The sequence below is a fragment of the uncultured Massilia sp. genome, from assembly GCF_913773735.1.
Classification (GTDB): domain Bacteria; phylum Pseudomonadota; class Gammaproteobacteria; order Burkholderiales; family Burkholderiaceae_D; genus Telluria.
The window spans coordinates 47,252-71,299 of sequence record NZ_CAJYEB010000004.1 but is presented as its reverse complement, the minus strand read 5'-3'; the positions used below and the strand labels follow the sequence as shown (position 1 = coordinate 71,299).

19 protein-coding genes are annotated in these 24,048 nt (G+C 69.6%); 9 read left to right on the top strand and 10 right to left on the bottom strand.

All coding sequences use genetic code 11. The features are described 5' to 3' along the window. The 4 genes from QZ749_RS02505 to rpsL form a co-directional block, all read right to left on the bottom strand. On the bottom strand, positions 1–202 hold a 202-nt coding region (locus QZ749_RS02505), incomplete at its 3' end, for a GTP-binding protein (protein WP_229260173.1). A gap of 79 nt (positions 203–281) precedes the next feature. Continuing rightward, a complete protein-coding gene (gene fusA / locus QZ749_RS02500) occupies positions 282–2,387 on the bottom strand; it encodes an elongation factor G (RefSeq protein WP_296942921.1) in 2,106 nt (701 codons plus the stop codon). A 138-nt stretch (positions 2,388–2,525) separates the two neighbouring features. After that, positions 2,526–2,996 carry a 30S ribosomal protein S7 gene (gene rpsG / locus QZ749_RS02495; protein WP_290415558.1) on the bottom strand — a complete coding sequence of 157 codons (471 nt, stop codon included), beginning with the start codon at positions 2,994–2,996 and terminating at the stop codon, positions 2,526–2,528. Positions 2,997–3,121: 125 nt separating this feature from the next. Continuing rightward, a complete protein-coding gene (gene rpsL, locus QZ749_RS02490) occupies positions 3,122–3,505 on the bottom strand; it encodes a 30S ribosomal protein S12 (RefSeq protein WP_036240557.1) in 384 nt (127 codons plus the stop codon). 379 nt (positions 3,506–3,884) lie between these two features. Between rpsL and QZ749_RS02485 the strand changes: the two genes are divergently transcribed. Then, the gene (locus QZ749_RS02485; RefSeq protein WP_296942916.1) at positions 3,885–5,669 is read left to right on the top strand and encodes a phosphoethanolamine transferase; all 1,785 of its coding nucleotides are present in this window, start codon (positions 3,885–3,887) and stop codon (positions 5,667–5,669) included. A 172-nt stretch (positions 5,670–5,841) separates the two neighbouring features. After that, positions 5,842–7,602: a YbhB/YbcL family Raf kinase inhibitor-like protein gene (locus QZ749_RS02480; protein ID WP_296942914.1), complete on the top strand. Its 1,761-nt coding sequence runs from the start codon at positions 5,842–5,844 to the stop codon at positions 7,600–7,602. Positions 7,603–7,644: 42 nt separating this feature from the next. Here the strand turns inward: QZ749_RS02480 and QZ749_RS02475 are convergent, their stop codons facing one another. Then, complete coding sequence (locus QZ749_RS02475) at positions 7,645–9,255, bottom strand: hypothetical protein (RefSeq protein ID WP_296942912.1); 1,611 nt, start codon at positions 9,253–9,255, stop codon at positions 7,645–7,647. Positions 9,256–9,466: 211 nt separating this feature from the next. Here QZ749_RS02475 and QZ749_RS02470 point away from each other — a divergent pair, with 211 nt between their 5' ends. From QZ749_RS02470 to QZ749_RS02440, 7 genes are read left to right on the top strand one after another with little or no spacing between them, the layout of a single operon-like run. Then, entirely contained in the window at positions 9,467–10,735 is a 1,269-nt protein-coding gene (locus tag QZ749_RS02470; protein WP_296942910.1) for an efflux RND transporter periplasmic adaptor subunit, read from the top strand. A gap of 30 nt (positions 10,736–10,765) precedes the next feature. Beyond that, positions 10,766–11,473, top strand: a complete 708-nt coding sequence (locus QZ749_RS02465) for an ABC transporter ATP-binding protein (RefSeq protein WP_296942907.1) — start codon at positions 10,766–10,768, stop codon at positions 11,471–11,473. A gap of 10 nt (positions 11,474–11,483) precedes the next feature. Beyond that, positions 11,484–12,794: an ABC transporter permease gene (locus QZ749_RS02460; protein ID WP_296942905.1), complete on the top strand. Its 1,311-nt coding sequence runs from the start codon at positions 11,484–11,486 to the stop codon at positions 12,792–12,794. 12 nt (positions 12,795–12,806) lie between these two features. After that, on the top strand, positions 12,807–14,039 hold the full coding sequence (locus QZ749_RS02455) for an ABC transporter permease (protein ID WP_296942903.1): 1,233 nt from the start codon (positions 12,807–12,809) through the stop codon (positions 14,037–14,039). Between the two features lie 31 nt (positions 14,040–14,070). After that, positions 14,071–15,405: a sigma-54 dependent transcriptional regulator gene (locus QZ749_RS02450; protein WP_296942901.1), complete on the top strand. Its 1,335-nt coding sequence runs from the start codon at positions 14,071–14,073 to the stop codon at positions 15,403–15,405. A 5-nt stretch (positions 15,406–15,410) separates the two neighbouring features. Beyond that, positions 15,411–16,769, top strand: coding sequence for a PAS domain-containing sensor histidine kinase (locus tag QZ749_RS02445; protein WP_296942899.1), 1,359 nt, complete (start codon positions 15,411–15,413; stop codon positions 16,767–16,769). Positions 16,770–16,816: 47 nt separating this feature from the next. Next, entirely contained in the window at positions 16,817–17,587 is a 771-nt protein-coding gene (locus tag QZ749_RS02440; RefSeq protein WP_296942897.1) for a spermidine synthase, read from the top strand. A gap of 27 nt (positions 17,588–17,614) precedes the next feature. Here the strand turns inward: QZ749_RS02440 and QZ749_RS02435 are convergent, their stop codons facing one another. The 5 genes from QZ749_RS02435 to QZ749_RS02415 are packed head-to-tail and all read right to left on the bottom strand — an operon-like array spanning position 17,615 to position 24,045. Then, entirely contained in the window at positions 17,615–19,174 is a 1,560-nt protein-coding gene (locus tag QZ749_RS02435) for a hypothetical protein (RefSeq protein WP_296942895.1), read from the bottom strand. Continuing rightward, the gene (locus QZ749_RS02430; RefSeq protein ID WP_296942894.1) at positions 19,171–21,171 is read right to left on the bottom strand and encodes a DUF4175 family protein; all 2,001 of its coding nucleotides are present in this window, start codon (positions 21,169–21,171) and stop codon (positions 19,171–19,173) included. The genes QZ749_RS02435 and QZ749_RS02430 overlap by 4 nt, the downstream gene beginning before the upstream one ends. Next, positions 21,155–22,159 carry a BatA domain-containing protein gene (locus tag QZ749_RS02425; RefSeq protein ID WP_296942892.1) on the bottom strand — a complete coding sequence of 335 codons (1,005 nt, stop codon included), beginning with the start codon at positions 22,157–22,159 and terminating at the stop codon, positions 21,155–21,157. The genes QZ749_RS02430 and QZ749_RS02425 overlap by 17 nt, the downstream gene beginning before the upstream one ends. Then, positions 22,156–23,040 (bottom strand): DUF58 domain-containing protein, encoded by an 885-nt coding sequence (locus QZ749_RS02420; RefSeq protein WP_296942890.1) that lies wholly within the window; start codon positions 23,038–23,040, stop codon positions 22,156–22,158. Before QZ749_RS02420 ends, QZ749_RS02425 begins: the two co-directional genes overlap by 4 nt. 6 nt (positions 23,041–23,046) lie before the next feature. Continuing rightward, positions 23,047–24,045 carry a MoxR family ATPase gene (locus tag QZ749_RS02415; protein WP_296942888.1) on the bottom strand — a complete coding sequence of 333 codons (999 nt, stop codon included), beginning with the start codon at positions 24,043–24,045 and terminating at the stop codon, positions 23,047–23,049. Positions 24,046–24,048 lie beyond the last annotated feature (3 nt).

Below are 24,048 nucleotides of genomic sequence, written 5' to 3'. Positions count from 1 at the left end.
CGTGTGCGGTGTTGATGGTGATGCCGCGTGCTTTTTCTTCCGGAGCCGCGTCGATCTGGTCGTAGGCCTTGGCTTCGCCGCCGAATTTCTTCGACAGGACGGTCGCGATTGCCGCCGTCAGGGTGGTCTTGCCGTGGTCAACGTGACCGATGGTGCCGACGTTGACGTGCGGCTTGGTCCGTTCGAATTTTTCCTTTGCCATTTTTTTCTTCCTTTAAAGAATAGCTTGGTTATATATGTTCAGCAGGAGGCAGAATCAAGACCCTGCCTCCGGTTTCAATTTATTTCGACTTGGCGGTGACGATCGCGTCCATCACGTGCTTCGGCGCTTCAGCGTAGTGCTTGAATTCCATCGTGTAGGTCGCGCGGCCCTGGGTTGCCGAACGCAGCACGGTCGAGTAACCGAACATTTCCGACAGCGGGACTTCGGCCTTGATGATCTTGCCGCCGCCGCCCGGGATTTCGTCCATGCCCTGCACCATGCCGCGGCGGGACGACAGGTCGCCCATCACGGTACCGGCGTAGTCTTCCGGCGTCTCGACTTCCACGGCCATCATCGGCTCGAGGATGACCGGGCTCGCGCGCTTGCACGCTTCCTTGAAGGCCATCGAACCGGCCATGCGGAACGCGTTTTCGTTCGAGTCCACGTCGTGGTACGAACCGAAGGTCAGGGTGACCTTGACGTCGACGACCGGGTAGCCGGCCATCACGCCGCTGGTCAGCGTTTCGCGCACACCCTTCTCGACTGCCGGGATGAATTCGCGCGGGATCACGCCGCCCTTGATGGCGTCGATGAACTCGAAGCCCTTGCCCGGTTCCTGCGGCTCGACCGACACGACGGCGTGGCCGTACTGGCCGCGACCGCCCGACTGCTTGACGAACTTGCCTTCGACGTCGCTGACGGCCTTGCGGATGGTCTCGCGGTAGGCAACCTGCGGCTTGCCGACGGTCGCTTCGACGTTGAATTCACGCTTCATGCGGTCGACGATGATCTCCAGGTGCAGCTCGCCCATACCACCGATGATGGTCTGGCCCGACTCTTCGTCGGTGCGCACGCGGAACGACGGGTCTTCCTGTGCCAGGCGGTTCAGCGCCAGGCCCATTTTTTCCTGGTCGGCCTTGGTCTTCGGCTCGACGGCCTGCTGGATCACCGGCTCCGGGAACACCATCTTTTCCAGGATGATCGGGGCGGACGGGTCGCACAGGGTTTCGCCGGTGGTCGCTTCCTTCAGGCCCACGGCCGCGGCGATGTCGCCCGCGCGGACTTCCTTGATCTCTTCGCGCTGGTTCGCGTGCATCTGCAGAATACGGCCGACGCGTTCCTTCTTGCCCTTGATCGGGTTGTAGACGGTATCGCCCGAATTGATGACGCCCGAGTACACGCGGAAGAAGATCAGCTGGCCGACGAACGGGTCGGTCATGATCTTGAATGCCAGCGCAGCGAACTTCTCGCTGTCGTCGGCCTTGCGGGTGACCGGCTGGTCGTCTTCGTCGGTGCCGCCGACCGGCGGGATGTCGACCGGCGACGGCAGGTATTCGATGACCGCGTCCAGCATGGCCTGCACGCCCTTGTTCTTGAAGGCGGTGCCGCACATCATCGGCACGATTTCGCCGTTGATGGTGCGCGCGCGCAGTGCGACCTTGATCTCTTCTTCGGACAGTTCGCCCTCTTCGAGATACTTGTTCATCAGGTCTTCGTTCGCTTCAGCAGCGGTCTCGACCAGCTTCTCGCGCCATTCGTTGGCCTGGTCCACCAGCTCGGCCGGCACGTCGCGGTAGTCGAACTTCATGCCCTGCGAAGCGTCGTCCCAGTAGATGGCTTTCATCTTGACCAGGTCGACCACGCCCTTGAAGTTGTCTTCGGCGCCGATGGGGATCTGCAGCGGGATCGGGTTGGCCTTCAGGCGAGCGCGCATCTGCTCGTACACCTTGAAGAAGTTCGCGCCGGTACGGTCCATCTTGTTGACGAATGCCAGACGCGGAACCTTGTACTTGTTGGCCTGACGCCACACGGTTTCCGACTGCGGCTGCACGCCGCCGACTGCACAGTAGACCATGCAGGCGCCGTCCAGGACGCGCATCGAACGCTCCACCTCGATGGTGAAGTCGACGTGGCCCGGGGTATCGATGATGTTGAAGCGGTGCGGCTCGAAGTTGTTCGCCATGCCCTTCCAGAAGCAGGTCGTCGCTGCCGAGGTAATGGTGATGCCGCGCTCTTGTTCCTGCTCCATCCAGTCCATGGTAGCGGCACCGTCGTGCACTTCACCGATCTTGTGGTTCACGCCGGTGTAGAACAGGATGCGCTCGGTGGTGGTGGTCTTACCGGCGTCGATGTGAGCGGAGATACCGATGTTACGGTAGCGCTCAATAGGGGTAGTGCGTGCCATAAATTTTCCTAACTTTTGAATGGACAAAACCGAGCAGCATTCTGGTGATCAAAATGAGCTCGGCCTGAACAACGGGTACTGCTGGGACGTACCCCCGCGCGGGATCGAGCCCGCGCCGGTTTTGTCCTTCTTGTTTGCTTAGAAGCGGAAGTGCGAGAACGCCTTGTTCGCTTCAGCCATGCGGTGCACTTCGTCACGACGCTTCATCGCGCCGCCGCGGCCTTCCGCTGCTTCCATCAGCTCGCCACCCAGACGCTGCGGCATGGACTTCTCGCTACGCTTGTTTGCGGCTTCGCGCAACCAACGCATAGACAGGGCCATACGGCGCACCGGACGCACTTCGACCGGGACCTGGTAGTTGGCGCCACCGACGCGGCGGGACTTGACCTCGACCATCGGCTTGGCGTTGTTGATCGCGGCGACGAAGACTTCCAGCGGGTCCTTGCCCGATTTGGTCTGGATGTATTCGAAGGCGCCGTAGATGATCTGTTCTGCGACCGACTTCTTGCCGGACAGCATCAGAACGTTGACGAACTTGGCGACATCGGTGTTGCCGAATTTCGGATCCGGCAGAATCTCGCGCTTGGGTACTTCACGACGACGTGGCATTTCAATTCCTTCCTGTCTTCAGTTGAGTGCTCTTTCCGCACTCGCGAACGGCCATCATGACCATTCACTTACTCGGCCTTCCGGCCGGCTCAACTCAATATTAATTTACCGGGGTTGCAAGAAGATTACTTCTTGGCAGCCTTGGCACGCTTGGCACCGTACTTCGAACGGGCCTGCTTACGGTCTTTCACGCCCTGGGTATCCAGCGCGCCGCGGACCATGTGGTAACGCACACCCGGCAAGTCTTTCACACGGCCGCCGCGGATCAGGACGACGCTGTGCTCTTGCAGGTTGTGGCCTTCACCGCCGATGTACGAAATGACTTCGAAACCGTTGGTCAGGCGAACCTTGGCCACTTTACGCAGTGCCGAGTTCGGCTTCTTCGGAGTGGTGGTATAGACACGGGTGCAGACACCGCGTTTCTGCGGGCAGTTTTCCAGTGCCGGCGACTTGCTCTTCACAACCGCGGCTTCACGCGGCTTGCGAATCAGTTGATTGATGGTTGGCATCGTTCTTAATCCAACAAATTACTGCGTTGACGACCCGGGCCTGTTGCCTGCCCGGGGACTGAAACCTAGCTCGTATCCTGCCGTACAGGCGAGAACAGCCACTCACCGGAAGGAGTGGCTTTCGAATGCGTATACGATGTGCAGAATAAAACGAGAACTCGCGAGTATAGACCCGAAGCGGAAGATGGTCAACAGGACCGCTGGCGTGCCGCCGCGACGATGACCGAACGATGCGTAAACGTTCATGGAGTGTCGCGCTTGAGATACATCTCGTGTCATCGGGATGTCATCCGGCGTGCGGCGCGCCGGGATTTCTCAGGGCAAATACTGCAAACCCTGGATAATAGCCGGCTCCGCGTTCTTTTCACCCGCCGTGCCGATGTCATTCCTGCTGCGCCCGCGCAACCTGTATGTCGCGCTCACCTACCTGCTGCTGTCCTGCGTTCCCTGCGTCGGCGTGCTGGCCGGCCAGCCGCTGGCGCATCCGGGGATGGTCGCCGGCATCGCGCTGATGACCTGGCTGGCCGTGTGGGCCCTGTTCAAGCGCCCCGCCCGCTTCCACTGGCTGCTGCTGCCGGCCTTCCTGGCGCTGCCGGTCGAGCTCTATTTATATGTGTTCTACGGCCAGGGCATCTCGACCCACCACCTGGGCATCATCGCCGAGACCAGCCCGTCGGAAGCGCTGGAATTCCTGGGCAGCAAGGTCTGGCTGCTGCTCGCCGTCGCCGTCGGCGTCGTCGCCTGGTTCATCAGCAGCTGGGTGGCGGCCTGGCACACGCGCGACCTGGACTGGAACGACGTCTCGCGCTGGATCGTGCTGGCGGCGCTGGCCGCGGTGGCCGGCGTGTTCGCCTACGGGCTGGAATTCGGCGTCGCGCCGCCAGCGCCGGCGGCTGCGGGCGCGCCGGCCGCCGCCGCCGCGAAGTCGCGCGCCGGCCTTGCGCCGCTGGCGCACTGGGCGCAGGTGCCGTTCGACCTGGACGCCTTTGCGCACGCCTGGCCCTTCGGCGTGGTGGCGCGCGGCGTCGATTTCTACAAGGAACGCGTCTACCTCGCCGAACTGGACCGGCGCAGCGCCGCCTTCCGCTTCCATGCCCGGCCGGCCGACGGCGCCGGGCCGCAGGTGGTCGTGATGGTGATCGGCGAATCCTCGCGCTACGACCGCTGGAGCCTCAACGGCTATGCGCGCGACACCAATCCGCTGCTGTCGCAGCAGGCCAACCTGGTGCCGCTGGCGGACGTCATCACGTCGGTCTCGGCCACGCGGCTGTCGGTGCCGGTCATCATCTCGCGCAAGCCGGCCATGCAGAGCCTCAAGGACGGCTTCTCGGAAAAATCCTTCCTGACCGCATTCAAGGAAGCGGGTTACAAGACCTTCTGGCTGTCCAACCAGATCTCGTTCGGCAAGTTCGACACGCCGGTGTCCGTGTTCGCCAAGGAAGCCGACGTGGTCGACTTCCTCAACCTGGGCGGCTTCACCGAAGCGTCGAACTACGACGAGATCCTGTTCGACCCGCTGGCCCACGCGCTGGCCGACGCGGCGCCGAAGAAACTGATCGTCCTGCACACGCTGGGCAGCCACTGGAACTACAGCCACCGCTATCCGAAGCAGTTCGACAAGTGGCAGCCCTCGCTGTACGGCGTCGACAAGCCGGTGTTCACCGACATCGACATCAAGGAAAAGCTGAACAACAGCTACGACAGCTCGATCCTGTACACCGACTGGTTCCTCGACCGCGTGATCGAGACGCTCAAGGGCACGCACGCGCCGGCCTCGCTGCTGTACGTCGCCGACCACGGCCAGACGCTGTACGACAACGCCTGCAAGCTGGTCTTCCACGGCCACAACACGCAATACGAATTCCACGTCCCGGCGTTCGCCTGGTACTCGGACGAATACGCGCAGCAGCACCCCGACAAGGTCGACCTGCTGCGCCGCCACCGCAAGGCCAGGCTGGCCACCGAAAACATGTTCCACACCCTGCTCGACCTGGGCGGCGTGCGCTACCCGGACGAGCACCTGGACTGGAGCTTCGCCAACGCCGCCTTCCGCCCGCACAAGCGCTACGTCGACAGCTACGGCTGGACCGACTACGACAACGCCACCTTGAAAGGCGACTGCCGCGAAGTCATCGCCAAAGGCAAGCCCCTCCCACGCAACTAATGCGATCCATCAAACCGGGGTCAGAGCCGGGCTCTGACCCCGGTTTGATGTGGCGCAAAGGTGTACTTGGTGAGTTCGCAAACAGACAATGGTGGTTGTCCGAGGAATGATGGATCGCCTTTTCCGATCGATTCATTTTCCGAAAGCGAATGCGATGAAACGTCCTATCAGCATGGCAGTGCTGTCCCTGGTCGCCGCCGGCGCCTGGGCCCAGCAGGGCGACGGCACGAACGTCGGCGCCCAGGTCCACATCTTCAAACCCGACAAGGTCGCACCCACGCCCCAGCGCATGGCCGGCATCAAGGCGCCGGCCGGCTTCGCGGTGACGCCGTTCGCCACCGGCCTGAAGAACGTCCGCATCCTCGCGGTGGCGCCCAACGGCAACGTCTACGCCAGCCGGCGCGACCAGGGTGACGTGCTGCTGCTGCGCGACGCCAACGGCGACGGCCGTGCCGATGGCCAGCCGGAGATCGTCGCCAGCCGCGCCGGCGCCCACGGCCTGGCCATCCGGGACAACAAGCTCTACCTGGTCACCGTGAAGGAATTGTTCGTGGCCGACATCCAGCCGGACGGCCGCCTGGGCGCGCTCAAGATGCTGGCGGGCGACCTGCCCGATGCCGGCCAGCACGCCAACCGCACCATCGCCTTCGGCCCCGACGGCATGCTCTACCTGAGCGTCGGCAGCACCTGCAACGACTGCAACGAGACCAACCAGGAAAACGCCACGATCCTGCGCTTCAACCAGGATTTCTCGAACCGCAACATCGTCGCCAGCGGCCTGCGCAACACCATCGGCTTCGACTGGCAGCCGCGCACCGGCGAGCTGTGGGGCTTCGACCACGGCATCGACTTCCTCGGCGACGACGAGCAGCCGGAAGAACTCAACAAGATCGAGACCGGCAAGCAGTACGGCTGGCCGCACGTCTACGCCGGCGGCGCCATCTACCCGCAGAGCACGCCGGTGGGCGAGATCAAGAAGGAGGACTGGAAGGCGCACAGCACGCCGATGGTGCTGGGCTACACGGCCCATGCGGCGCCGATGCAGTTCCTGTTCTACACCGGCACCGGCTTCCCCGCCGAGTACCAGGGCGACGCCTTCGCCACCATGCGCGGCTCCTGGAACCGCAAGACGGCGTCCGGCTACGAGATCGTGCGCGTGCGCTTCCAGGACGGCCAGGCCAAGTCGATCGAACCCTTCGTCACCGGCTTCCTGACCGACGGCGGCCGCACCCACATCGCGCGCCCCGTCGGCCTGGCGCTGGCGAAGGACGGCGCGCTGCTGATGGCGGACGACGCCAACGGCACGATCTACCGCATCGCCTACACGGGCAATGCGCAGCGCGCCGCCACCGCGCTGAAGGCGCCGGCCGGTCCGATGCGCGAGCAAGCCGGCAAAGGCAGCGGCGTGCCGATCGCCTTTGCCCGCCCGCAGACGCAGGCGCAGGGCAAGCTGGCCGTGAACTCGTCCAGCTTCCCCGCGAACGGCGCGATGCCGGCGAAGTACAGCGAATACGCGGACGGCGTCGCGCCGGCGCTGTCCTGGAGCGCGGTGCCGAATGCGGAATCCTATGTGGTGATCATGGAAGACCCGGACGCGAAACCCGTCACGCCGGTGGTGCACTGGCTGGCCTGGAACATCCCGGCCGCGGTCACGCGCCTGCCCGAAGGACTGCAGGAGCAGCCGCGCCTGACCGAGCCGGACGGCGTGCTGCAGGGGCGCACGACGCACGGCTCGACCGGCTGGCGCGGTCCGCAGCCGCCGGTCGGCGATCCGCCGCACCACTACCACTTCCAGGTGTATGCGCTGGACCGCATGCTCGACGTGCCCTGGGGTGCCGACCGCGATACGCTGCTGCAGGCGATGCAGGGCCACGTGCTGGCCAAGGGCGAGCTGGTCGGGACCTACGCGCAGAAGCAGAAGCCGCAGAAATAATCCGCAGGAGCAGCCCTGCAAGCCGCCGCCGACGCGGCGGCGTCAAGCCCCCGGCGCCAGCAGGTCGGCGCCGGCCTCGCCCTTCCTCTGCCCCGCCAGCCACCCCGCCACCTGCCGCGCCTTGCGCTGGACCTCCGCATCGAAGCCGCGCTGCGCCAGCAGGGCCACGCCGTTGGTCGTTCCCAGCACGCCGGGCTCCATGCGCAGCGCGCCGTCTTCGGCGCGCACGATGCGCCACGGCGCCAGCCGGTGCGCCAGCAGCGGTCCCAGCACCAGGTTGTGCGAGGAGACGACCACCAGCGCATCCCGCGCCAGCCCGTCCAGCACCGCCACCGCGGCCGACACCGATTCCTCGTGGTTGGTGCCGCGGAAGACTTCGTCGACCAGGCAGACGACCGGCCCGCGCGCCGCTGCCGCCAGCAGGTCGCGCGCCCGCGCCAGCTCGGCGACGTACAGGCTGTGCCCGTCCAGCAGCGAATCCTCGTTCTGCATGCTGGCCACCACCGGCAGCGCCGGCAGTTCGGCGCGGCGCGCGTAGCAGAAGCCGAAGGCGCGCGCGACGACGAGGTTCAGGCCCAGCATGCGCAGGAAGGTGCTCTTGCCGACGCCGTTCTGCCCCGACAGGAACACGCCCTCGCCGTCCAGCGCCAGCGACAGCGCGGCGCCACCGTCGAGCAGCGGATGCACGCCGCCTTCCAGCGCCAGCGCGCGCGGTCCGGTGCGGCCAGCCCAGCACCAGTCGGCGCGGCCGCGCAGGTGGTGCGCCAGGGCGGCGTCGGCGTCCAGTTCGGCGCACAGCGAAAAGCAGCGGCGCAGGAACGGTTTTTCCCGGTCCACCAGCCGCAGCGTCGCGAAGTAATGGCGGATGTTCGCGGCCAGGAACCAGTCGCCGTACTCGCCCGCGCCCGGCACCGCGGTCGCCAGCGGCGAGCGCGCCAGCGCCCGGCCCAGGCGGCCCGCCGGCTGGCGCAGCCCGGAGAATGCCTCCGCCAGCGGCAGGTCGCTGCCGTCCAGCAGCACGCACGTGCGCAGCAGCATCTGCAGCGCATGCGTCGACTTGTGCCATTCGACGGCGCGCTCGCGCCAGCGCATCTGCATCGCGACCAGCAGGTACAGCGCCCCCCCCACGCCGATCCACCCCAGCGGCGACACCAGCAGGGCCAGCGCGACCGATGCCAGCAGCAGCACGGCCAGCAGCGGCGCCCGCGCGACCAGGCGCGGCGGCGGCGGCGCCGCCGGCGCCGCGTCGTCGAACAGCACGCCGGCCACCTCGGCCTCGGCGCTGCGCAGCGCGCGCAGGCTGCGCCGCAGCGCGTCGAGCCGGTCCGGGGCGTCCAGCAGGCGCCGCACGCGCTCGCGCTGCGTCGCGACGCCGGCATCCGGCATGCCCGCGCGCAGGCGCCGGTACAGCACCTGGCGCCCGAAGATGCTGGCCTGCGGCGCCAGCACGGCGCCATAGCGTTCCAGCAGCAGGTCGCGCCAGGTCTGCGCGTCGAGGTCCGCGTGCCCGTCGTGGCCCGCCAGCGCATGCAGGCGCGCGACGTCGCCGGGCGCGAACGGATAGTCGACCGGCTCCGGCTCGCCCGGTGGCGCCAGGCGGGCGAGCCAGCCCGGCATGGACGTGAAGGGCTGGCGCAATGCGGCAAGGGTCATGCGGGAACCTCGGCAGGCAAGTTGTTGTTAGATAGAAATGTGGCCAGTTTCCAGAAAATCAATGCCCGCGGTGTCCGGACTGTCCGCCGGCGCGCCGCCCGGACACTGGCGGACGCCTCGTCCGTCCGCGCCGATCCCTGTCGAATCAAGGACTTGGCGCCTGGCACGGATCCTGCAAAGCCTGGACTGTCCATTACTGCAAGAGTCCTCCATGATCCGCGATACCTCACACCAGGATGCCGTCATCGCCGCGCCGGCCGGGCAGGCGCTCAAGCGCCGCGCCGTCCTGATCGGCGCCGCCGCCGCCGTCGTCGCCGTCTGCGTCGGCCTGTTCTCCACCTGGCGCAGCAGCGAAGCCTCGGTGAGCGCGGCGCGCCTGCGCATCGCCGAAGTCACGCGCGGCACGCTGGTGCGCGACGCGTCCGTCAACGGCCGCGTGGTCGCCGCCGTCAGCCCGACGCTGTACGCCAAGGCGGCATCCACCGTCAACCTGAAGGTCGCCGCCGGCGACACCGTCAAGAAGGGCCAGGCGCTGGCCGTGCTCGAATCGCCCGACCTGTCCGATGCCCTCAAGCGCGAACAGTCGACCTACGAGCAGTTGAAGGCCGAGGTGGCGCGCCAGCAGATCCTGGCGCGCAAGCAGAAGCTGCTGGCGCAGAAGGATGCCGACACCGCCGAGATCGACCGCCTGTCGGCCCAGCGCACGCTGGAGCGCTACGAGAGCGTGGCGCAGGTCGGCGTGATCGCCAAGATCGACTACCAGAAGGCCAAGGATGCGCTGCAGTCGGCCGAGATCCGCGCCAGGCACGCGGCCCAGGCGGCCGTGCTGGAAGGCGACGACGTCCAGCTGGCGCTCAAGACCAAGACCAACGAGCTCGAACGCGCCAGGCTGGCGCTGGGCGAAGCGCAGCGCCGCGTCGACGAGCTGACCGTGCGCGCCCCGGTCGACGGCTTCATCGGCACGCTGAACGTGCAGGACCGCATGGTGGTCGCCGCCAATGCGCCCCTGATGACGCTGGTCGACCTGTCCAAGCTCGAAGTCGAGATCGAGGTGCCGGAAACCTATGTCAACGACCTGGGTATCGGCATGAACGCCGAAGTCACGCTGCCCTCCGGCAGCGCCACCGGCAAGCTGTCGGCGCTGTCGCCAGAGGTGGTCAAGAACATGGTGCTGGCGCGCGTGCGCTTCGATGGCGAGCAGCCCAGGGGCCTGCGCCAGAGCCAGCGCGTGACGGCGCGCCTGCTGATCGAGGAAAAGCCGAACGTGCTGATGGTGGCGCGCGGCCCCTTCGTCGAGAACGAGGGCGGGCGCTACGCCTACGTGGTGCGCGACGGCATCGCCGAACGCACGCCGATCAAGATGGGCGCCACCAGCATCTCCGCCGTCGAAATCGTCTCCGGCCTGAAGCAGGGCGACAAGGTCGTCGTCGCCGGCACCGATACCTTCGACGGCGCCAGCCGCGTCTCGATCAACCAGTAAACCGAACACTGACCCCGAAAGGACACTGCCATGCTGCGCATGACCAACCTCTCCAAGGTATACCGCACCCACATGATCGAGACGCACGCCCTGCGCGGCTTCGAGATCGACGTCCGCGAAGGCGAATTCGTCACCGTCACCGGTCCGTCCGGCTCCGGCAAGACCAGCTTCCTGAACATCGCCGGCCTGCTCGAGGAATTCACCTCGGGCGAATACGTCCTCGACGGCGTCAACGTCAAGGGACTGGACGACAACGCCCGCTCGCGCCTGCGCAACGAGAAGCTCGGCTTCATCTTCCAGGGCTTCAACCTGATCCCCGACCTGAACCTGTTCGACAACGTCGACGTCCCGCTGCGCTACCGCGGCTTCAACGGGGCCGAGCGCAAGAAGCGCATCGAGGAGGCGCTGGCCAAGGTCGGCCTCGCCTCGCGCATGAAGCATTACCCGGCCGAGCTGTCCGGCGGCCAGCAGCAACGCGTGGCGATCGCGCGGGCGCTGGCCGGCTCGCCCAAGCTGCTGCTGGCCGACGAACCGACCGGCAACCTGGACACCCAGATGGCGCGCGGCGTGATGGAGCTGCTGGAAGAGATCAACGCGGCCGGCACCACGATCCTGATGGTCACGCACGACCCGGAACTGGCCGTGCGCACCCACCGCAACGTGCACATCATCGACGGCCAGGTGTCGGACCTGGTGCGCAAGGGCCCGACCCTGGTCGACGCCCACGCCACCGCCTGAGGGAAGCGCCATGTTCGCCTACTACTTCAAGCTCGGCGTGCGCAGCCTGCGGCGCAACCCGTTCCTGACGACCCTGATGGTGCTGACGCTGGCGGTCGGCGTGGCCGCCAGCGTCTCCACGCTGACGATCCTGCACATGATGTCGAACGATCCGATCCCGCAGAAAAGCGACCGGCTGTTCGTGCCGATCGTCGATGGCAAGCCGGCCGAGGGCTATTCGCCGTCCGAGCCGAACCAGGACCAGCAGATCAGCTACCAGGATGCAATGAACTTCGTCAAGAGCGGCCAGGGCGTGCGCCGCACCGCCCTGTACGGCGTCGCCCTGCCGGTCGAGCCGGCGCGCCGCGACATGCAGCCGTTTACCGCCGCCGGCCTGGCGCCCACGCGCGACTTCTTTGCGATGTTCGACGTGCCTTTCCTGCGCGGCCAGGCCTGGAGCGAAGGCGACGAGGCGCGGGGCGCCGACGTCGTCGTCCTCGGCCGCAAGCTGGCGGAAAAGCTGTTCGGCGAAGCGAATCCCGTCGGCCAGCGCCTCATGATGCAGGGCTTTCCCTATACGGTGGCCGGCGTGATCGACACGTGGCAGCCGCTGCCGCGCTTCTACCAGCTGGCCGGCGGTCCGCGCTTCGGCAACAGCGAGGAATTCTTCATTCCGCTGTCCAACGCGATCCGCCATGAAACCGGGCTGAACGGAGGCATCAACTGCAGCGAGAACGTCGGCCCCGGTTTCGCGGCCACCCTGGCCTCCGAATGCACCTGGATCACCGCCTGGTTCGAGCTGGCATCGAGTGGCGAGCGGCGCGACCTGCAAACCTGGCTGGACAACTATGCGGCCGAGCAGCGCAAGCTGGGGCGCATGAAGCGCCATGCGCCGAACATGCTGTACAACGTGGGCGAATGGCTGGAGTACGGCAAGGTGGTCGCCAAGGACAGCAAGCTGCAGGCCTGGCTGGCGTTCGGCTTCCTGCTGCTGTGCCTCGTGAATACGGTCGGCCTGCTGCTCGCCAAGTTCTCCGCACGGGCCTCCGAGATCGGCGTGCGCCGCGCGCTCGGCGCCTCGCGCAAGGAAATCTTCCGCCAGTTCCTGATCGAGACCGGCGTCGTCGGCCTGGTCGGCGGCACCCTCGGGCTGCTGCTGGCCTTCGGCGCGCTGGCGCTGATCGGCATGAGCAACAAGCAGATGGCGGCCGTCGCCACCATGGACCTGCCGATGCTGGCCCTGACCTTCGTGCTGTCGGTCGGCGCCTCGATCCTCGCCGGTCTGCTGCCGACCTGGCGTGCCTGCCAGGTGACGCCCGCCATCCAGCTCAAATCGCAGTAAGGAGAACCCGTCATGGAAATCCGTCCCATCCTGTCCGCGCTGTTGCGCAACAAGACCGGCCCTATCCTGGTGGCCCTGCAGGTCGCCATCAGCCTGGCCATCCTGGCCAATACCGCCCATATCGTCGAAGAGCGGCGCGACGTGGTGTCGCGCCCGTCCGGGCTGTCGGACGAGAGCGCGACCTTCTATTTCACGGTGCGGCCGCTCGGCGCCGAGACGCCCGAGAAGCGACTGGCCGACATCAAGCGCCAGGCCGACCTGTTGCGCGCCGTCGGCGGCGTCGCCGCGGTCGCCCAGGTCAGCCAGATGCCGCTGTCGCAAAGTGGCTGGATCTCCAGTGTGTTCCTCAATCCGAGCCAGGAGAAGTCGAGCGCCGAGGCCTCGATCTACCAGTCGGGCGATTCGCTGGTCAAGACCTTCGGCTTGCGCGTGGTCGACGGCCGCGACTTCCTGTCATCGGAATTCGTCGACGTGAACGACAATGTCGAGAACGTCCCAGCCCAAGTCGTCATCATCAGCAAGCCGCTGGCCGAACGGCTGTGGCCCGGCGAATCGGCGGTTGGCAAGACCCTGTACATGGGCGATGGGCCGGGCGCGAGCGGATCGCGCGTGGTCGGCGTCGTCGAACGCCTGATGAGCGCCCATGGCGAAACGTCCGAGCGTGGCCTGCAGACCGTCATCGTCCCGCATCGCAGCTACGGGGACAGCGGCGCGCTGTTCGCGGTGCGCGCCGAAGCGGGCCAGCGCGACCGCGTCATGAAGGAAGCGGAAGCCGCGCTGCGCAAGTCCTCGGCCCTGCCGCTGATCATGAACCAGAGCACCGTCGATGGAGACCGCCAGCGCCGCTACCGCAACGACGTCGCCCTGCAATGGATGCTGGTCACGGTCAGCGTCCTGCTCCTCCTGATCACCTGCTCCGGCATCGTCGGCATGGCCAGCCTGTGGGTCACGCAGCGGCGCAAGCAGATCGGCGTGCGCCGCGCCCTGGGGGCGCGCAAGGTCGACATCCTGCGCCATTTCATCACCGAGAACTTCATGATCACCAGCGCCGGCGTGTTCGGCGGCGTCGTGCTCGGGCTGGCGCTGAACCACCTGCTGGTCAGCCAGCTGGAGCTGGCGCGCCTGCCGGCCGGCTACCTGCTGGCCGGGGCGGCGGTGTTCTGGGTGCTGGGCGTGCTCGCCGCCTACGGCCCGGCGTGGCGCGCGGCCAGCATCTCGCCGGCCACGGCCACCCGCAGCGTATGACCGGCCGTGCAACAGTGATATGCTGGCACCCATGCCCACCGTACTGATCATCGATGACAACGCCGCCGTCGGCATGGCGCTGGACGTGCTGTTCTCGCTGCACGACATCGCCGCGCTGCGCGCGGCCTCGCCCGAGGAGGGCCTGGCCATCCTCGAGCGCCAGCCGGTCGACCTGGTCATCCAGGACATGAACTTCACCGCCGACACCACGTCCGGCGCGGAAGGCGTCACCTTGTTCCGCGCGATCCGCAAGCGCCATCCCGACCTGCCGGTGATCCTGCTGACGGCCTGGACCCACCTGGACGCGGCCGTCGACCTGGTCAAGGCCGGCGCGGCCGACTACCTGTCCAAGCCCTGGGACGACGACCGCCTGCTGGCCACGGTGACCAACCTGATCGAACTGGGCCAGGCCAACCGCGCCCTCAACCAGCGCCTGCAGCGCGAGCGGCGCGCGCGCCGCGAGCTGGAACAGCACCACGACCTGCGCGGCCTGGTCTGGGCCGACCCCGCCACCGAGCGCGTGCTGAGCCTCGCGTGCCAGGTGGCGCGCGCCGACGTGCCGATCCTGATCACCGGCCCGAACGGCACCGGCAAGGAGCGCATCGCCGAGATCATCCAGGCCAATTCGCAGGTCCGCGACGGCCCCTTCGTCGTGCTCAATTGCGGCGCCCTGCCCTCCGAACTGATCGAGGCCGAGCTGTTCGGTGCCGACGCCGGCGCCTACACCGGCGCCTCGAAGGCGCGCGAGGGCAAGTTCGAAGCGGCCGACGGCGGCACCCTGTTCCTCGACGAGATCGGCAACCTGCCGCTGGCCGGCCAGATGAAGCTGCTGCGCGTGCTGGAGACGGGCCGCTTCGAGCGCCTCGGCTCGAACCGCGAGCGCCAGGTCAGGGTGCGCGTGATCAGCGCCACCAACGCCGACCTGGCCGCGATGATCCGCCAGGGGACCTTCCGCGAAGACCTGTTCTACCGCCTCAACGTGATCGAGCTGAAGCTGCCGGCGCTGGCCGCGCGCCCCGGCGACATCCTGCCGCTGGCGCAGGCCTTCCTCCCCGCCGGCAAGGTCCTGGCACCGGCCGCGGAGAGCGCGCTGCTGGCCCACGCCTGGCCCGGCAACGTGCGCGAGCTGAAGAACGTGATGGCGCGCGCCGGCCTGCTGGCCCAGGGCAGCACGATCCAGCCGGCCGACCTCGGCCTGCCGCTGCCGGCCGGCGCCGCCGCCGACGCCGAACCGGACCGCGACGCCATCGCCCGCGCGCTGGCGCGCGCCAACGGCGTCATCGCCCAGGCGGCGGCCGACCTCGGGCTGTCGCGCCAGGCGCTGTACCGGCGCATGGAGCGGCTCGGCATCGAACGCAGTCCCTGAACGCCATGGACCATGTCCGGGCCGCGCCGCGCCGGCGCCGCTTCTCGCTGGTCACGCGCTGGTCGGCGCTGGTCGGCACGCTGCTGGCCGTCGGCATCCTGATCGCGCTCGGCCTCGACCACCTGATGCCGGGCCGGCCGCTGGCGGTGCTGGCGATCTGCCTGCTGTGCGTGGTGCCGATCGCCGTCATCACCATCCGCAGCCAGATCCAGCCGATCCTGTCGCTGTTCCGCGCCCTGGAGGGCACGGTGACGAGCTACCGCGACGGCGACTTTTCCTTCAGCCTGCACTGGGAGCACAACGACGAACTGGCCGACCTGGTGCGGGCCCACAACACGCTCGGCGAAGTGCTGCGCGAACAGCGCCTGGGCCTGGTCCAGCGCGAGCTGCTGCTCGACACCATGGTGCAGAACACGCCGGTGGCCATGCTGCTGGTGGCGGACGCGCCGAGCGCCCATGCGCCGGCCGGCCGCGCCATCGTCTACGCCAACCTGGCCGCGCGCCAGCTGCTGTCGGGCGGGCGCAAGCTCGAGGGCCATGCGCTGGGCGAGGTGCTGGCGCAGGCGACGCCGGCCCTCGTGGAGGCGCTCGAGCGCGGCGGCGACGGCCTGTTCACGGCCGGCGCCGGCGAGGAGGAGGAGGTCTATCACCTGGCGCGGCGCCACTTCAGCCTGAACGGCCGGCGCCACGAACTGCTGCTGCTGCGCCAGCTCACCGCCGAGCTGCGGCGCCAGGAAGTGCAGACCTGGAAGAAGGTGATCCGCGTGATCAGCCACGAATTGAACAACTCGCTGGCGCCGCTGGCCTCGCTGGCGCATTCGGGCGCGGAGCTGGTGCGGCGTGGCCAGGTCGAGCGCCTGCCGCAGATCCTGCAGACCATCGGCGAGCGCACGCGCCACCTGGAAAGCTTCATCCTCGGCTACGCGCGCTTCGCCAAGCTGCCGGCACCGCGCCTGGAACCGGTGGCCTGGGCGGACTTCGTCGCGCGCCTGGTCGCGCAGGTGCCGTTCGCGCTGGCCGACGGCCTGCCCGAGGAGCCGGCGCGCATCGACGCCGCCCAGATGGAGCAGGCCCTGCTCAACCTACTGAAGAATGCCCACGAATCCGGCTCGCGTCCTGAAGACGTCGCGCTGCTGGTGCGGCGCGTGCAGGACGCCGTGCGCATCGAGGTGCTGGACCGCGGCAGCGGCATGAACGACGCCGTGCTCACCAACGCCCTGGTCCCCTTCTACTCCACCAAGCGCAGCGGCACCGGCCTGGGCCTGGCGCTGGCGCGCGAGATCGCCGAAGCGCACGGCGGCCGCATCACGCTGGCCAACCGCGAGGGCGGCGGCCTGGCGGTGACGCTGATCCTGCCCGCCTGACGATCCGGGTTTGGTAAGATGGGGCGGTGTCCCCTTCGCCTTCCGCCATGTCCGCCCGCCACGATCCCCGCTTTTCCCGCCCCGGCCATCCGCCGGCCACCATCACCGAATTCGAGGGCGTGCGTTCGCTGCACCTGGGCACCTCGTGGGAACAGGGCGCGATGCGCCTGGCGCGGCCGGATGCGATCGAGCTCGAATACGTGCAGATGATGATGGCGTGGCTGCTGTTCCGGCGCGACGTGCGCCGCATCGTGCAGCTGGGGCTGGGCAGCGCGGCGCTGACCAAGTTCTGCTACCAGCGCTTTCCCGAGGCGCGCGTCGCCGCCGCCGAGCTGAATCCGAACGTGATCGCGATCTGCCATGCGTACTTCGGCCTGCCGCCCAACGACGCGCGGCTGGACGTGCGCGAGATGGATGCGCTGGACTTCGTCATGGACCCGGCCAACCACGGCGCCGTCGACGTGCTGCAGGTCGACCTGTACGACGAGGAGGCGCGCGGCCCGGTGCTCGACACGCCCGAGTTCTACCGGGCCTGCGCCGACTGCCTGGGCCCGGACGGCATCATGACGGCCAATGTGTTCGGCGACTTTTCCAGCTACGACAAGAACTTCCTGGCGATGGAAGGCGCGTTCGACGCCGTCGTCTGGCTGCCCGAGGTCCACGACGCCAACATTGTCGTCATCGCCTTCAAGGAGGCGCCCCGGATCGATTTCTCGGCGCTGTACGAGCGCGCCGGCGAGATCAAGCGGCGCTACAACCTGCCGGCCAAGGACTGGGTCAACGGCCTGAAGGAGTGGATGCGCGACCACGCCGGCTGACGCGGGCCGAATTCGGCCAGGAAGCGCTCAGCGCCGCTCGCGCCACCACAGCGCCAGCATGGCCAGGACGAACGCAAGGCCGAACGGCCAGGCCGGCAGCGCACGCCGCAGGGGCGCGGCCGGCGCCGGCGTGCGCGCCGCGTAGCGCGCGCTGGCGTCGCGCCGCCCGCTGCGCTGCCACAGCGGCCAGTCGCCCGGCGCATACACGTAGACGCGGCCCTCGACCTCCCTGGCCGCCGCACCGGCGCTGGCGCGCATGCGCAGCCAGCCGGCCGTCTCCGGCCACACCGCGACGCAGGCGGCGTCCACGTCGCCGGGCCGGCGCTGCCAGGCCAGCGCCGGCATCTGCGCCAGGCCGGGAAACGCCACCTGTCCCGGCAGGCGCACGCCGCGCGCGCACACGGCCAGGCGCTCGCGCGGCAGCGGCATGTCCTGCGGGTCGAGCCAGGCGACGTCGCGCTCGCGGCGCACGCGCAGGCGGTCGAGCATCCCTTGCCACCACAGCGCCAGCTGGCGCGGCTGGGCGATCGCGTGGCGGTGCCAGTCGCCCACGCCCAGCCAGCCGATGCGCCCGCGCTGCCAGTCGCGCGTCCACAGGCCGTCGGCGCCGCGCCATGCACCCGCGTCCCGGTCGTTCGGCGCCAGCGCCCCGGAGCTCATCGGCAGCACCGTGCCGACCGTCTTGCCGGCCGGCTGCGGCGCGAGATGCAGGCCCAGGCTGCGCGACCACGGGCCGGCGTCGCCCGCGTTCGCGCCCAGCACCAGCAGCGCGGCGCCCTGCGCCACGCGCTCCAGCAGGGCCTTGCGCGCGGGCTCGCCGGCGCGCTCGAACCAGGCCGCGTCGACGATCTCCAGGTCCGGCTGCGCGATCTCCTCGCGCGCCGTCTCGGCGCGCCGCAGCTGGCGCCCCAGCGCGACCTGCCAGTCGATCAGGGCAGCGCTGGCGGCCAGCAGGTCGTCCAGCACGCGCAGGTCGAACGAGGGCGCGCCGAAGCGGCCACGCACCCGCAGCGGCAGCGGCTCCTCCACCACGAACGGCACCGGCCCCTCGTCGACGACCTTGCCGGCCGCGTCGAACAGGCGCGCGCGCAGCACCAGGCTTTCCGCCAGCGGCGGCAGCCACTGCACGGCGAGCGCGCCCTCGCCTTTCGCCTCGGCCAGCACCTGGCCGTTCTCGGCCAGCAGTTGCAGCCGGCCGGGCGCGCGCCAGGAGCGTTCCAGCCTCAAGGCGAACATGCGGCCCAGCGCCAGCGTGCGCGGGAAATCGAGACGGATGGACGGCGTCGCCGGCGCCGTCCACGCCAGCGGCCGCGCCGGCAGGTCGTCCCATTGCGCGCCGCGCAAGCCGTCGCCGTCCAGGCGCAGCGTGCGCACGCCGTCCAGCGCCGTCGGTGGCGCCTGCGTCGACACGTCCAGTGTCGTGCCGGCGGCGCCCGGCAGGTCGACACCGTCGAAGGCGCCGACGGCGCCGGCCAGCGCGGCGCCCGCCGCCAGCACCAGCGCGGCATCCGTCCAGCGGCGGCGCGCCAGGTAGAACGCGGCGCTCGACATGCCGATGGCGCCGGCGGCGATGGCGAGCCAGTTCATCGTCCGCCTCCGCGCAGCGCCTTCGCGAACGGCGTCTCGACCACAGGCAGGGCCTGCAGCAGCACCGGCGCATCGGCCACGGCGCCGCGTAGCCAGGCGCGCAGCACGGGACGGGCCGCCAGCCGGCCGTCGGCCACGTCCTGGATCGCGCGCTGGGCGGCCAGGCGGCGCTCGTCGTCGCCGATGCGCTCGCGCACCCAGTCGTGCGCCGTGCGCGTCCACAGCGCGGGCAGCGGACCGTCGCCGCCGAGCGCGCGCACCAGTTCGCGCAGGTTCGCCGGCACCGCCTCCGGAGCATCGTCCTGCTTGCGCTGGTAGCTGGCCGCATCCGTCAGGTCGCCGCTCATGCGCTTGTCTTCCTTGATCGCGGGCGGGGTAAATGCCGTCTTGTGCAGGTAGATGCGCTCGGACTGCTGCAACTGCTTGATCGCTTCCAGCGCCTTGTGCTCGGGCGGCAGCGCCGTTCCCGGCTGGATGGCGCGCAGCGACTTCTCGGCATCCCACATGGCCGCCAGCGCGCGCCGCAGCAGGACCTTGGTCGCATCGTCGAACAGCGTGGCGTTCTCGGCCTGGTCGTGGGCGTGGCCGAAGGCGTGCAGCACGTCCTGCTTGCCGTGCCCGTCCTCGCTTCCATGGTCGTCGTGGTCGTCATGGTCTTGCGCGCCGAACAGCGTCGACTCTTCTCCCAGGAACTGGCCGTAGCGGCGCCGCAGCGCGGCCTGGTCGGAGGCGATCGCCTCGCTGCGCTCGCGCACCGCGGCCTGGTCCATCTTCCTGTTGCGCATGTCAGCCACCAGTTGTTCGGTATCGATGATCACCTGGCGCTGGCTGCGCAGGCTTTCCGGCTTGACCAGCACCGGCAGCGCCGCCGTGTCCTCGTCCTGCTCGGACGGCGGCGCCGGCAGGCGCAGCGTGTAGGTCGGCGACTGCACCGTGTGCGGCGGCGTCGCGTTGTCGGCGGCGCGGACAAAGACATACAGCTCATCGCCCGGCGCCATGCCGAGATCGGCCAGCGCCCATGTGCGGCGCCAAGCGCGCCGGCGCGGGTCGCTCGAGGCCGGCAGCGGCAGCTCGCGGTCGCTGAAGCGGATGTTCTCGCCGCTGCCGCGCGCCAGCGTCAGGTGCATGGTCGCCTGCACGATGCGGTAGTCGTCGCTCACGCTCACGGCGATGGCCGCGCTCCCGGCATCGCGCGCCAGGTCCTTGACCATCTCGTTGGGCTGCGTCACCACGATGTCCGGCGGCAGGTCGGGCACCACCTTCAGCGTGTAGCGCGCGCCGCGCCAGCGCCAGAACACCGATTCGACGGCGCTCCAGCGCGCGCAGGCGCGGCCGGCCTGCAGGCGCGTGCCGTCGCTCAGCTCGATCGTCTCGGGCGCGGCCGCCGGGTCGTCCAGGCACCACTCGACCACGGTCTGCTGCGGCGCCTGCAGGTCGCGCGGCGCCTGCACGGAGGGCGCGATGCCGGTATAGCGCGGCGGCGCCAGCCTTACGCGCAAGCCGGCCGGGGCCACCGGCGCCGCGCCCGCCTTGCCGGATGCCGCCGTCGCCGGCGCAGCCACGGGATGCTGCCAGGCCGCCGCGCTCCAGGCCAGGCCCGCCAGCGCCAGGCTGCCGGCCAGCCACGGCAGGCCGAAGGGCACGCGGGCCGCGACGATGGCGCGCAGGCGGCGCGGTTCCAGCACGGCGTCGACGCGCCCCAGCAGGCGCTGGCGCTGCAGTTGCGCCAGCGGCGTCGTGGCCTGCACCAGCAGGGGCGCGCTGTCCTCCATCTCGGGCACGGCGGCGTCGAGCCAGCCGGTCCAGCCTTGCGCCACCCGGCGCTGCAGGCGCAGGCCGTCCCAGGCGCAGAACGCCGTCCAGGCCAGCAGGCCGGGACCGGAGCGCAGCGCCAGCCAGGGCAGCGCGCCGGCCGTCCACATGCCCGCGCGGCGCAGCAGCGCGGCGCGCCACAGGCGTTCGGCGACGCGTGCGACGATGTCAGCGTCGGCGGACATGGGTCAGCATCCTTTCCAGGGCAAACAGGACCACCAGCAGCCATGCCAGGCGCTCGCGCAATGCGCTCTCCTCATGGTCGTCCGAGGCCGGCGCCGCCGCATCCGGCGCCAGCGCGAGAGGGGGCGCGGTGAAGGGCCGCGGGCCGTCGTGCAGGCGCTGCCAGTCGGACAGCAGCACGCGCGCCTCTTGCGCATCCAGGGGCGGCCAGCCGTCCGCGCTCCACAGGCGGCCGCGCGGCGTATCCAGGTAGCGCATGCCGTGCACCTGCGGCGCGCGCGCCAGTTCGGGGAAGGCGGTCGCGTCGGCGATCCACCACAGCGGCGCGCGCAGGCCGGCCGGCGGCGCCTCGGCGCGGTCCCAGACGACCAGGTGCGTGCCCGCGCCGGCCTGCGCATCGACGACCACGCGCAGCGGCCCGTCGACGGCGCCGAACAGGCGCCGCCACGCGTCCGCGCGCGCGCTGAACACGGCGACATGACGCTCGACCGCAGCGAGCGGCGCCGGCGCCGGCGCCGGCGTACTACGCAGGGTCACGGCATGGCGAAAGCGCGGCAGCCCGGCCGGCATCGTCACGTCGCCCACCGCCAGCAGGCGCGCGTCCAGGGCGAATTCGCGCTCGTGCGCATGGATCCAGCGGACGGCGTCGCGATCCGGCAGCGCCAGCCGCGGCGCCTCCTGCAGGCCCGCCGCGCGCGCCTCCCGTTCGACCAGGGCCGGGTCGCTGCCCGGCACGACCAGCACGGCGGAACCGCGCCAGGGCCACACCGGATCGGCCAGCAGGGCGAGCGCCGCCAGCAGCAGCAGGCAGCGCAGCAGCAGGAGCAGCGGGTCGTCCCAGGACCACGTGCGCCGCTGCAGCGGCTCGGCCCGGGGCAGGAAGCGCGCGGTCGCCAGCGGCACGCTGTCCGCCTGCTGGCGCTTCCTGCGGTGCCACAGGATCGGCAGCAACAGGACCGGCAGCGCCCACCACCACAGGCTCGCGTTCATCGCCCGCCTCCGCGGCGCAGCAGGCTGCGCAAGACCTCGGCCGGCGCCTGCTCGATGCAGGCCTGCACCAGCGGCAGGTCGTGGCGGCGGCATTGCCGGGCCACCTCGTCGAAATGCGCGGCGCGGTGATGCAGGTAGCCGGCGCGCAGGTCGCGCCCGAAGCGCATCGTCCCCTCGGCGCCTTCCGGATCGCGGTAGGCCAGTTGCGGATCGAAGCCGCCGTCCGCCTCGGCCTGCGTGTGCAGGCACAGGACGCGCACGTCGTGGCGCATGCCGCGCAGGCGCAGCAGCGCCGCCGACAGCGGCGACGGCCAGTCGAGGAAGTCGCCGGCGGCGCACACGACGGCCGGCGCGCGCGCGAAGTGCAGGCTGGCGCGCAGCGTCTCGCCGTCGGGCAGGCCGCCGCCGGCGTCGGCGGCCTCCAGCCGCGCCAGCACGCGCTGCAGCTGGCGCGGTCCGCGCAGGGCCGGGATCAAGTGCGCGCGTTCTCCGCCGCACACGACCAGGCCGAAGGCGTCGCCCTGGCGCTGGGCGATCGCCGCGACGCAGCCCAGCAGCAGCCTGGCGTAGCCCAGCTTGCTCAAACCCTCGACCGCGCGGCTCGGCTCGCGCATCGACGCGCTGGCGTCCAGCACCAGCCACACGGCCACGTGGCTGTCGCGCTCGGCCTCGCGCACGAAGTAGCGGTCGGCGCGCGCCATCAGCTTCCAGTCGACGCGGCGCCACTCGTCGCCCGGCACGTAGGCGCGGTATTCCGAGAACTCGACGCCGGCGCCGCGCTCGCGCCCGACGTGGATGCCATGGCCGAGTCCCGCCAGCACGTGGCGGATGGCCAGCGCGAGCTTGCCCGTGTGCGCGGCCAGCGCCGCAGTGGCCGGCACGGCGCCCTACTCTGCGCGCACGCCGGCGGCGAGCGCGGCCAGGATGTCGGCGATGGCGACGCCGTCGGCCTCCGCCTCGAAGTTGCGCAGCACGCGGTGCGCCAGCACCGGCAGCAGCATGGCGGCGATGTCGTCGCGGGTGACGGCCAGGCGGCCGTGCATCAGCGCGCGCGCCTTGGCCGCCAGCACCAGCGCCTGGCCGGCGCGCGGTCCGGCGCCCCAGCCGATGTGCTTGCGGATCGCTTCCACCGGGGAGTCGGCCGGGCGCGTGGCGCGCACCAGGCGGGTGGCATGGCGCAGCATGGTGTCGGAGATCTCGATGTCGCGCACCAGCTGCTGCAGGCGCAGCAGCGCGGCGACATCCAGCGCCGGCTCGGCATCGGCCAGGCCGGCGTGCGTGGTGGCGCCGACCATCGCGATCTCCTCGTCCTCGGTCGGGTAGCCGACGTCGATGCGCAGCAGGAAGCGGTCGAGCTGGGCCTCGGGCAGCGGATAGGTGCCGGCCTGCTCGATCGGGTTCTGCGTGGCCAGCACGAAGAACGGTTTCGGCAGCGCGTGCGTCTGGCCGGCGAAGGTGACCGAGCGCTCCTGCATCGCTTCCAGCAGGGCCGACTGGGTCTTGGGCGGCGCGCGGTTGATCTCGTCGGCCAGCAGCACCTGGGTGAACACCGGGCCGGGCTGGAAGCGGAACACGCGCTGGCGCGTGGCGGCGTCCTCTTCCAGGATCTCGGTGCCGACGATATCGGACGGCATCAGGTCGGGCGTGAACTGCACGCGCCGGAACTGCATGTCGGTGGCCTGGGCCAGCGACTTCACCAGCAGCGTCTTGCCCAGCCCCGGCACGCCCTCCACCAGCGCGTGGCCGCCGCCCAGCAGGCAGGTGACCAGCAGGTCGATCACGTCCTTCTGGCCGATGATCACCCGGCCCATGCTGGCCTTCAGCGCCTCGACCCTGCCGACCAGGTCGGCGATCTCGTTCTCCGTCCACGCCACTTGCTGTGCCACTGC